Here is a 12597-nt window from a genome sequence, read left to right on the forward strand (position 1 = left end):
GAGCAATTATCGGTTGCTGTTGGATTTACTATAGATACTGTTGCGCCACATTTGTTAGCATCAGCAACTTGATTAATTGCTACTGGACAAGTAATAACTGGTTTTTGCGTGTCAGCTACAACTACTGTCGAAGCAGTAGAAGTTTCTTCACAAAAAGTAGAACCACTTATAACTTTTACTTTATAATTCCCGTTAGAGGTAACAACTAATGTTGAAGCAGTCTCTCCATTGATAACTGAATTATCTTTATACCAAACATAACTAGGAGAAACTGCATTTGTAACTGCTGTTAATGTAGTAGTTAAACAAGCTTCTAGCGTTCCTGTTATTGTTGCTGTAGGTAAAGGACTAACAGTTAATATTCTTTCTGCACTAGCATCATCACAGCCTCCTGTTCCAGTTACTATATACTTAATTGTTGCTGTCCCAGGTCCAACTCCAATAATTGCTCCTGTTGATGGATTTACGGTAGCTATAGCCGTATCACTACTACTCCATCTTCCTCCTGCAGCACCTCCTGATAATGAAAAAGCAGTACTTTCTGTTATACATATATTTTGGTTTCCTGATAGCGTTCCAGCAATAGGAGTTTCTGTAATAATAACTTTTACTGCAATTCTTTCACTCTCACATCCATTAGTTGTTTGACTAGCGTAATATGTATTTGAAGCCAATAAATCAGTTTCTTTATATAAGGTACCACCTGTTAAAGCATTATACCATTGAATACTTGATCCTGTAGCAATTAAATCTCTTACCCTTTTAGCATCTACAAAGCAAAAGGTTTGCTCTGTAGCCGATGGCATAACTGGTGTAGCTGGTTGTGCATTAATCACTGCCGCAACTGATTCTACAGATACACAAGTTCCAAAGGTTGCTTTTACAATATAACTTCCCGCTGGAGCTGTAACTGTTGCTCCTGTTTGAGTAACTCCTTGTGATGGAGTAATTGCATAAGTGTAATCTGGGTTATGGTTAGTAATTGTAAAACTTCCTGTAGCTGTTGCACATGTTGGTTGTGTTACTGGGCTTAATAATGGAATTGCTGGTGTAACTGGTTGCACATTAATCACTGCTGCAGCTGATTCTACAGATGTACAAGTTCCTAATGTAGCTTTTACAGTATAACTTCCCGCTGGAGCTGTAACTGTTGCTCCTGTTTGAGTAACTCCTTGTGATGGAGTAATTGCATAAGTGTAATTTGGGTTATGATTCGTAATTGTAAAACTTCCTGTAGCTACTGCACATGTTGGTTGTGTTACTACACTTACTGTTGGCATAACTGGTGTAGCTGGTCGCGCATTAATCACTGCCGCAACTGATTCTACAGATGCACAAGTTCCAGAGGTTGCTTTTACAGTATAACTTCCTTCTGGAGCTGTTATAATAGCACCACTTCGGGTAGCTCCTGATGGCGTTACTGTATAAGTATAGGTCGAATTATAATTGGCAATCTCAAAACTTCCTGTAGCTGTTGCACAAGTTGGTTGTGTTAATATATTTAATGTTGGTCTTGGAATCGATGCGTTCATCGTTATCGTTCCATTTATTGTAGCAGCTGGACATGGCATTGTATGACCAACCGTTGTTATTGTATAACTAGCATTTGCTGTAGGGGTTCCAGAAATTGTTACTGTTCCAGCTGCTGTATCTACAACGTACTTTAACTCCGTTGGTAAATTTGTTACTATAGCGTTCTTAGCGCTTCCGCCAAATGTATAAACCGTAGTAGGAATTGCTGTTCCCATGCAAACTACTGGATTTTGTGTACCACTAGTAAGCACAATTGTAGAAGCAGTATTTATAACTGCTGCAACCGCAATTCTTGATGTTGTAGTACAACCTTCAGCCGTGGTAGCACCTACATAATAAGTAGTCGTAGTTGATAAGTTTGGAGTAATAAATTCTGCTCCTGTTCCTAATACCTGCTCAGTTATCGGATCTGCATACCATTTAATAGTAGCCCCTGCAGAGGCAGTTGCTTTTAGTGTTAATGCTGCTGCACCACAGCTAGAAGCTTCTGTTGTTGAATTTATTGTTGGTCTAGTATTTATTGATGCTATAACTGCAATCCTTGCTGCTGTAGTACATCCGTTATCGGTTGCATCAACATAATAAGTTTTAGTAGTTGTTAAGCTTGGAGTAGTAAAACTTGTACCTGTGCCCAATGATGTTCCTCCTGTTGCTGTACTATACCAGTTAATTGTTCCTGATGAAGCTGTAGCCGCTAAAGGCACTGTTCCAGCATCACATCGCCCAGCAGGTGTTGTTCCAGTAATTGTTGGTATAGCATTAATAACAAAATTAGTAGCAGTTCTACAACTAGAAGCATTACCACAAGCAGCATAAAAAACTGTAGTTCCTACCTTATTTATATCTATTAAGCCTTTAACTGTATTTGGATCAAAAGATGCTCCTGAACCTACTGCAGTCCCACCCGAAGCTGATGTATACCATTGTATTGTACCAGAACATGTAGAAGTAGCTTTTAATATTCCACTTGTACCTTGACAAGTAGATACTCCTGTAGTCGTTGGCGCTCCAGCAACTGCATTAATAGTTATGCCATTAGTCGGAAGCGAAGTACATCCATTTTCGTTTGTAGTTGTCACTACATAATTATTTGGCACCAAACCAGAGAAAATACCTGTCGTATTACTTATTGGTGCTGTTACAGGATTTGTTCCTTTTAAGGTGTAACTTATATCTGTACCATTAACAGGGGTTTTTACTGTTATTGTTCCTGTTGGTGTTTCACAAGTTGATTGTATCACTTCAGTTGTCGGAACATCTGGCAATCCAAATATTTTTATATCATCTTCCGTTACCGTTACTAGAGTACCATTAAAGTTCGATCCTGGCACATCGATTTGGTTAACGCCTTCGTATTTTTTATTTGTAGTCGTACCATATGCGTTTGCAGCTGCTGTAATTTTTCTAGTAGGACTAGCAGTTGTACGTGTGGGATCCAAATATAAGGCTTGTGCGCTAGCATGGTATGTACCAGCAGCAATAGGCGCTATAACTTTCCCTACCAAGATTATCGTAACCACTCCGTTACGAGCAATATTAAATCCTCCAAACACAGGATTATTCTTAGATACAACTGTATTACTTAAAACTCCAGATGGACCAGTGGCATCTGCTGAATATGTTGCTGTAGCAGAGTCAAATTCTATACCTGTTGGAAAAACAAAATCTAAATCGACTCCAGCAGCGTTTCCTACACCTGTATTTTTTATTTGTATTTCATAAGAAACTTTCTCTCCAATCGAATTACAAGCTGAAGCCTTAGGCAACGACTTTACTTTTGTATCCAGAATAGGAAAACAATTTGAGTTAACTTGTAAATTCGGTGGTAAATCTGTAGTAACAAAAGTCAATACGTCCCCAGATGTCCCACTAATAGCGCCATTGACCTTGCCATTCGTTGATCCTCCTGTGGTTTTACCTGGTGCACCTCCAAGTACACTTGTAATAGTCTGGACCGTCCCTACAAGATTATGTCTTATGATTCCACCACCACCACCACCACCAGGTCCGTGAGCATCATTAGTATCATTTTCCGTATTCCCTCCAATTCCACCATTTGCATTAATTGTAATTTTTCCTGTACTGCTATTAGAGATATTCAATAACACTGTTCCTCCTGCTCCTGCTCCTCCTGCTCCATCAGGTGAACCTGAATAAACTCCAGGAGCTCCATTTCCACCATTCGCTTCAATTAAACCAGTACCCTGAACTGTACCAGCATTAATAAGTATAATAGCTCCTCCTACTCCACCTTTCACACCATCCACAGCATTATTAGCATCTCCAGCGCCACCGCCACCTCCCATTATAAGTCTTGTTAACTCTGGCTTGGCATCTAGATAAGACTTAAAACCAGGTCTTCCTCCTCCTGTATAAGTTGGCCAAGCTTGTCCTCCTGCTCCCTGCCAACCAAAACCACCTAAACCACCAAAACCACCATTACCACCTCCACCACCACCAGTGTTGTGATCATTACCACCTCCACCTGCATTGGCAGGAGCTCCTCTTCCTGAAGAACCTGCTGGTAAACCTTCTGCTATATTATCTACCTGATTATAACCATCCCACATATATCTGGGCGTTCCTGCAATCCCCTCTCCTTTTCCTGAAATATAAGTTTTTGAAGCATCACCAACATAAGTTGTCGCATCATTTTTATCCGAATAAGCTTTAGGGCTATATCCTCCTCTAAATCCTCTTGCAGTTCCATCTATTTTTTTTCCATTAAAATCAAACGTTCCTGAAACATTAAAAGCGATAACTCCCCCTGCAATACCATTAAATGGCGGTGTAGTTATATCGGAATTCAATTTTAGATTAGAATATTGCGGTACTCTAACGATTTGAAATGTTCTCTTACCTCTTGTTGTTGTAGCATCGGCATTATAAAAACTATTAAAAGTACCTCCATTAGTACCAGTACCTTTAAAAGTTAAGTTACCCCCTGCTAACGGAACACTATTTGTTGCAATAACATATTCAAAAACACCTGTATTACCAATAAGTGTAAATCCTGTACCCCCTAAATTGTCAGGACCACTATTTGAATTACCTGAACCATAATTTCTATCATTTCTATAATCAATAATAGCATCTTGCATTTGGATAATCAAAATCAGGTCTCCAGCTGATATTTGTATTGTACCGAAAACATTATTATGCTTGTCCGTTGTAGGCACTTTACCTAAAACTATTGATTGAGCTCCTTTACTTAAAGTTGTATTATCACTAACAGGATAATAAGTATTTATAGAACTTGATACTGTAACCGGACCATCTCCTCCTGGCGTTCCACAAATCTGTGAAAACATGCTAGTTGAAAATAAAAGAAATGCAATGAAAAAGGTTTGCTTAAAAAAATTAAGCATTTTAAGAGTAGAATTATACATAAACAGTTTTGTTTGAGGTAATACTATGACTGTTCGAAAACCAACTAAAGGAATTCGAAAAAAATAAACTAAATAAAAGGGATTGTTGTACCGAAGATCTTAGGAAAAGATCTTTCAAAATTTTATAAAAATAAAATAAAACAAGGGCCATAAATAAATTAGGTTCGACTCAAATTCGTCTTTAAGTTTATAGAATAGGTAGTTTGGTGGGACGAAAGTATATAAAGGGTAAAATAATAACTACATTACTCGTCGAACTACCTGTTTTATCGTTGAAGTACTCTTTTTTTCGAACAAATACAGTTTTTATCGAGAAAAAAATTAACAATTTAGCAACTAAAAGTTTTTATAATAACAACAAAAGTTATTTCATGCAGCAGCTTAGGCATCAAAACTCATAACTTATTAAAATTCAAATAATAGAATAAAAAAATACACTGCAGAAGATTGCATATTTTAAACTTTCAAGAGTGACTTATACTCAATTTTATTGCAAATTTTACTTGAAAAAATAAATTTATTAACAATTAAAACCGAACATCTACCCCTAATTAACAAATTATTCAAAATAAAAAAACTACTTTAAGAAGTTTATATTTCGTTTCAATCCATCAAATTTTGTTCTTTTTAAAGGGGAGTTTTTAAATACCACTCGAAAGGTTTCTTCAGTAATCTCTAACCATTCTTTTTTGGACATTGCCATAACATCAGGGTTTGGATTAAACAGTGGTTCTGAATGCGCTTTTGAAAATCGATTCCAAGGACAAACATCTTGACAGGTATCACAGCCAAATGCCCAATCATCAAATTTCCCTTTCATTTCTTGTGGAATATTTTCTTTGAGTTCGATAGTAAAATAAGAAATACACTTGCTCCCATCAACTACATAAGGAGCAACAATTGCTTGCGTGGGACAAGCATCAATACATGCGGTACACGAACCACAATGATCTGTGGTGGCATAATCATATTCTAAGTCTAAATCGAGAATAAGTTCGGCTATGAAGTAAAAAGAGCCTACTTTCTGAGTAATTAAATTGCTGTTTTTGCCTATCCAGCCTAAACCACTTTTGGCTGCCCAAGCTTTATCTAAAACCGGAGCTGAGTCAACAAATACACGTCCTGTTACATCGCCTATTTGTTCTTGTATAGAAAAAAGTAATTCTTTGAGTTTTTCTTTGATTACAAAATGATAATCTTGCCCATATGCATATTTGGAAATTTTAAAACTATCACTTTCCTGAGTTTCTGATGGGTAATAATTAAGCAATAATGACACTACACTTTTTGCATCATCAACCAATAAAGTAGGATCTAACCGCTTATCAAAATGATTTTCCATATAGGCCATTTGCCCGTTATGGTTTTTGTTGAGCCAATTTTCTAATCTTGGTGCTTCTTGTTCTAAGAATCCTGCTTTAGAAATTCCACAAGATAAGAACCCAAGTCTTTTCGCTTCGGTTTTAATAAATTGTGAATATGTACTTTTCGAATTTATCAACGTAAATTAACTATAGAACGGTTTTAGCCCTGATGGAAACGGCATCCTTTTTCTCGCTTTTTTTGCCAGAAAAAGATATAGTGAACAGCAGGAGATTGCTTCAAAAACTCATAAAGACAACTTCTAAAAATTAAAATAATCCGCCTTGAATATTGGTATTTATTCTACCTAAATGTTTATATGCTTTATCAGTAACTTCACGTCCACGAGGTGTTCTCATAATAAACCCTTCCTGAATTAGGAATGGCTCATATACTTCTTCGATAGTTTCACTACTTTCGGAAACTGCAGTTGCTAATGTAGACAAACCAACTGGCCCTCCTTTAAATTTACTAATAATTGTTAGAAGGATTTTGTTATCCATTTCGTCCAATCCATGTGCATCAACATTTAAAGCTTTTAATGCATATTGTGCAATAGCCAAATCGATAGTTCCGTTTCCTTTAATTTGTGCAAAATCACGAACACGACGTAATAGTGCATTTGCAATACGAGGTGTACCACGACTACGACCTGCAATCTCGATTGCAGCATCTAAAGAAATTGGCATTTTTAATATAGAGGCACTCCTTTCTACAATCGTAGTTAAAAGCTCAGTTGTATAATATTGTAGTCTTGATGAGATTCCAAAACGAGCACGCATCGGCGATGTTAATAAACCTGAACGTGTTGTTGCACCTATTAGGGTAAATGGATTTAGATTAATCTGAACTGTTCTTGCGTTTGGCCCAGATTCAATCATAATATCTATCTTAAAATCTTCCATTGCTGAGTATAAATACTCTTCAACAATAGGGCTCAAACGATGGATTTCATCTATAAAAAGTACATCTCGCTCTTCTAGGTTGGTTAACAATCCTGCTAAGTCACCAGGCTTATCCAGAACTGGTCCTGATGTAATCTTAATTCCAACTTCAAGTTCATTGGCAAGTATGTTTGCCAGAGTCGTTTTTCCTAGTCCAGGAGGACCGTGAAAAAGCGTATGATCTAATGCTTCGTTACGCTGATTGGCAGCAGCAACAAATACTTTCAGATTTTCTAAAACCTGATCTTGACCTGCGAAATCATCAAAAGATAGTGGTCTTAATTTTTTTTCAAGATCAAATTCTTCTGAGTTATAGCGGTTTGTTGTTGGATCTAAATTCTCATTCATTGGGCAAAGATAGAGAAAGAAAAAGGAAGTCAAAAAAAAACCTCTACTAAGAGTAGAGGTTTTAAATATTTTTAGTGATGAAGAACTTCTTCTCCTTCTTTCATTGGTACGTTTTGAGGTACAAAATCAACATCATAGTTTGGATTACTGTAGTCATATGGCCAACGGTATACATGAGGAATTTCTCCTGGCCAGTTACCGTGAATATGTTCTACTGGTGTAGTCCACTCTAAAGTTGTAGAATTCCATGGGTTTTGTACTGCTTTCTTACCGTAGAAAATACTACTAAAGAAGTTGTATAAGAACACTAATTGGAAAGCTCCTCCAACTAAAGCAAACACAGTTATTAAAACGTTTACGTTTTGTAAATCATCAAATAACGGGAAGTTAGTATTTGTATAGTAACGTCTTGGTAAACCTGCTAATCCGATAAAATGCATTGGGAAGAATACTCCGTAAGCACAAACTGCAGTTATCCAAAAGTGAATATAACCTAAATTTTTGTTTAACATTCTTCCGTACATTTTAGGGAACCAGTGGTAAATACCAGCAAACATTCCGTAAAGTGCAGATATACCCATTACTAAGTGAAAGTGAGCAATTACAAAGTATGTATCGTGAACATTAATATCTAGAGTACTATCTCCTAAAATGATTCCTGTTAAACCTCCTGTGATGAAAGTAGAAACCATTCCGATAGAAAACAACATTGCAGGGTTAAACTGTAAGTTACCTTTCCATAAAGTTGTAATCCAGTTAAATGCTTTTACAGCAGAAGGAATTGCAATCAATAATGTTGTAAATGTAAATACAGATCCTAAAAATGGGTTCATTCCTGAAACGAACATATGGTGTCCCCAAACGATTGTTGAAAGGAAAGCAATTGCTAAAACAGACATAATCATCGCTCTGTATCCAAAAATTGGTTTACGAGAATTCGTAGCCATAATTTCTGAAACAAGTCCCATCGCTGGTAAAATTACGATGTAAACTTCAGGGTGTCCTAAGAACCAGAATAAGTGTTCGAATAAAACTGGTGAACCACCTTGGTAATGTAAAACTTCTCCAGCAATATAAATATCAGATAAGAAGAAAGAAGTACCAAAACTTCTGTCAAAAATCAATAATAATGCAGCAGATAATAATACTGGGAATGAAATAACTCCAATAACAGCAGTTACGAAGAATGTCCATATAGTTAAAGGTAATCTTGTCATAGACATACCTTTTGTTCTTAAATTAATAACAGTTACGATGTAATTTAATGACCCCATCAAAGATGAAGCAATAAAGATTGCCATAGAAACTAACCATAATGTCATACCAGTTCCTGAACCAGGAATCGCTTGTGGTAAAGCACTTAATGGAGGATAAATTGTCCAACCAGAAGAAGCAGGTCCAGCTTCAACAAATAAAGAACTTAACATTACTACTGCTGATAAGAAAAATAACCAGTATGAAACCATATTCATGAATCCAGAGGCCATATCTCGTGCACCAATTTGAAGCGGTATCAATAAGTTACTAAATGTACCACTTAAACCAGCTGTTAATACAAAGAATACCATGATGGTTCCGTGTATAGTAACTAATGCTAGATAAACATCATTAGTCATTACTCCATCTGGTGCAAATTTATCTCCTAATAAAACATTAAATATTTTAAAAGACTCTTCAGGCCATGCTAATTGCATTCTAAAAAGCAAGGACATTGCAATACCAATTACCCCCATAATAATACCTGTAATAAGGTATTGTTTGGCAATCATTTTGTGATCAATACTAAAGATATATTTAGTAATGAATGTCTCTTTATGGTGGTGTTCGTGTTCGTGATCTTGTCCGTGATCGTGACCTTCTGCTGACATATATGTATACTTTAAATTTCTTAAATAATATTATTTCATAGCTACTTTAGGAGCTTCTACTTTAGCAGTAGTATCAACTTTGGTAGTATCAGTGCTTCCTGCTGCACCCTCTGCTGGAGCTGGAGCAACTGCCGCTTTAATATCCTGAGCTAATGTAGCTTTTTCGCTTAACCATTTTTTATACTCTTCTGGAGTATCAACAACTACTTTCATTTGCATGTTGTAGTGAGATGTTCCACAAATTTTATTACAAAGTAATAAATAATCAAAAGTATAAGGATCAAGAGCTGTTTCACCTTTTGCTACTAAATCAACGCTTTTCTTAGAACGTAATGCATTAATATGAGCAACTTTCTCTACCATATATGGTAACTCTCTATATTCTACAGTTGTATAAACTGGAGTAAAAGCAAATTCAGTAACCATACCAGGAACACAATTCATTTGCGCTCTAAAGTGAGGCATGTAAGCTGAGTGTAATACGTCTTGAGAACGCATTTTGAAATGTACTTTCTTTCCTTTTGGTATATGTAATTCTGAAACCACAATATCATCTTGTGCATATGGATCAGACATATCAACTCCTAAAGTGTTTACACCTTCAATTAATCTTACGTTAGCTTTTCCTAAAACATTATCAGGTCCAGCATATCTAGCAGTCCACTTAAACTGTTGAGCATATAATTCGATAACTACTGTATCTTCATCTTTGTCAACAAACATAATATTATTCCAAGCATATAATCCGTAAAGAATTAATCCTGCTAAAACAACAGCTGGGATAACACTCCAAAGTGCTTCTAATCTATTGTTATCAGCAAAGTATAATGCTTTCTTATCTTTTTCTCCTTTATATTTAAAAGAAAAATAATAAAGTAACCCTTGAGTTATGAATTGAACTATAAAAATCAAAACCCAAGTAATATTCATAAGGCTATCAACCAAACTACCATGCTCAGAAGCAGGCGTGTGTAATACTAATGGTCCCCATTTTATCAATCCATATATTGTAAAAACATAGATGAATGCTAAAAATCCGAACATTAAATATCCCTGAACATTATTATCATTATCAGATGCAACCTGTGAATCGTCCGAGTTTGCCCCTACCTGAGTAAGATCAAATATCTTGGTCAATTGCCATAATGCTACAGCTAATAAAACTAAAACTATAATTACCAACAAACTTGTCATCTGTTTATTTCTTTAAATATTAATAATGAAAATGTTTACTTTCTTCTATAAATGGATTTCTTTTTGGTAACAAAGGAGCTTTAGTTAATGCAGTGAAAACTACAAAAATAAATAAACCTAAGAAGAAAAGTACTGATGCAATTTCAGAAACACCAATAAACCATCTATCACCTACTGTACCAGGCATAATCATATTAAAGAAATCAAGATAATGTCCTAATAAAATTACAATTCCAGCCATAACAATTACCCAACTAATTCTCTTGAAATCAGTATTGATTAAAATCAACAATGGGAAAAGAAAATTCATAACAACAGCTCCAAAGAAAGGAAGGTTATAAAGTTGAATTCTAGTAACAAAATAAGTTACCTCTTCTGGGATGTTAGCATACCAGATTAACATAAATTGTGAGAACCATAAATAAGTCCAGAAAACACTAATACCAAACATAAATTTAGCAAGGTCATGAATATGGCTTGTATTTACATGCTCTAAATATCCTTTAGATTTCAAGTATACTGTTACTAATGCAATTGTAGTGATACCACTTACAAAGAAACTAGCAAACACATACCATCCAAACAATGTACTGTACCAGTGTGGATCAATAGACATAATCCAATCCCAAGACATAATTGATTCAGAAACAATAAAGAATACTAAGAATCCAGCAGTCATCTTGAAATTCTTTTTGTAATTCAAATCATCTTTAGCTTCATCTTGAGCAAGACATCTTTGTCTAGTATAGTAGTTATATAAATTCCACCCGATCAAAAATATAGCAGCTCTAATAATCCAAAAAGGAAAATTTAAATACCCTGCTTTGTTAGCAATGATTGCATCATAATTTGGGCTTTTAGGATCTGTTACTCCATCTCCTAACCATACAAACATATGATTAAAGTGCAATCCACATAACACTAAAATTATAAAAAATATTACAGACCCAACAGGTAAGTAAGCAGTTATACCTTGCATTACTCTAAATAATACTGGAGACCATCCTGCTTGTGCAACTTGTTGAATCGCATAAAACGCAAGAACTCCCATAGAAAGCAACAAAAAGAAGATACAAGCAACATATAATGCTGACCATGGTTTATTTTGCAATTGATGTAAAACATGATTTAAATGTTTTGTATGCTCATCAGCAGCACCAACTTGAGCGTGTTCTTTTTTTCCTTCAGCATGTGCATCATGAGCAGCTGGCTCAGCAGCTCCATGCGCTTCTCCATGACCCCCATGAGAATCAGCAGCTAGTATTTTTTCAACTTCTTGAATATCTTTAGGCGCATTTAAAAAACCATACCCAATACCCAAAAGACCTAAAGCCATTAAGATGATAGAAAAAGTTTTTAATTTACTTGAAAATGTATACATATCTAATACGATCAGTTTGTTCAACAATTATTATAATTGGCTTTTTAGTTTTAGAACATAGTCAGCAACTAACCAACGTTCGTGAGTACTTAATTGATTTGCATGAGAACCCATTGCATTTAATCCGTAAGTCTCAACATGAAAAATACTTCCTTCAGTAATTACCCTATCTTTATAGCTAGGAACTCCAAGAAATTTTTCTCTTTCTACCAATTTACCTTTTCCATTTCCAGTTGCACCATGACAACTCATACAATAGATCTCAAAAAGTTCTTTTCCTTTTTCTGATTTTCTATCTAAAGAATCTAAAGGTGATTTTAAATTAGCTTTTGCTAACTCATAACCTGCTGTAGAATTCTCATATTCATAAGGTTCAAAACCTCTATTAATAGTTCCTTTTACTGGAAGTTGACCTTCCTTTCCTCCTTTAAATATATTAGCCTCTGCGTATGGCTCATACGCTAAAGATTCATACATATTAGGGAAGTACTGATAGTTTGGTGCCGAATTATTGTGGCAAGATGAAACTAAAATAGTTATACCAACTAAAAGTGTTATTTTATATATACTTTTCATAG

At 35.4% G+C, this 12597-nt stretch carries 7 protein-coding genes; all 7 read right to left on the bottom strand.

Going from position 1 to position 12597, the window contains the following annotated elements; genetic code table 11:
• The coding region (locus tag IW20_RS25385; RefSeq protein WP_131494833.1) for a beta strand repeat-containing protein at positions 1-4844 on the bottom strand (4844 nt) is incomplete at its 3' end.
• A gap of 655 nt (positions 4845-5499) precedes the next feature.
• Positions 5500-6423, bottom strand: a complete 924-nt coding sequence (gene queG, locus IW20_RS14250) for a tRNA epoxyqueuosine(34) reductase QueG (protein ID WP_035623561.1) — start codon at positions 6421-6423, stop codon at positions 5500-5502.
• 130 nt (positions 6424-6553) lie between these two features.
• Complete coding sequence (ruvB, locus tag IW20_RS14255; protein ID WP_035623564.1) at positions 6554-7576, bottom strand: Holliday junction branch migration DNA helicase RuvB; 1023 nt, start codon at positions 7574-7576, stop codon at positions 6554-6556.
• A gap of 71 nt (positions 7577-7647) precedes the next feature.
• Complete coding sequence (locus IW20_RS14260; RefSeq protein WP_035623567.1) at positions 7648-9444, bottom strand: cytochrome c oxidase subunit I; 1797 nt, start codon at positions 9442-9444, stop codon at positions 7648-7650.
• 30 nt (positions 9445-9474) lie between these two features.
• Entirely contained in the window at positions 9475-10638 is a 1164-nt protein-coding gene (locus IW20_RS14265; protein ID WP_035623569.1) for a cytochrome c oxidase subunit II, read from the bottom strand.
• 19 nt (positions 10639-10657) lie between these two features.
• A complete protein-coding gene (locus IW20_RS14270) occupies positions 10658-12019 on the bottom strand; it encodes a cation-translocating P-type ATPase (RefSeq protein WP_035623572.1) in 1362 nt (453 codons plus the stop codon).
• Positions 12020-12049: 30 nt separating this feature from the next.
• On the bottom strand, positions 12050-12595 hold the full coding sequence (locus IW20_RS14275; RefSeq protein ID WP_035623574.1) for a c-type cytochrome: 546 nt from the start codon (positions 12593-12595) through the stop codon (positions 12050-12052).
• Positions 12596-12597: the final 2 nt, after the last annotated feature.

Source organism: Flavobacterium hydatis, from assembly GCF_000737695.1.
Classification (GTDB): domain Bacteria; phylum Bacteroidota; class Bacteroidia; order Flavobacteriales; family Flavobacteriaceae; genus Flavobacterium; species Flavobacterium hydatis.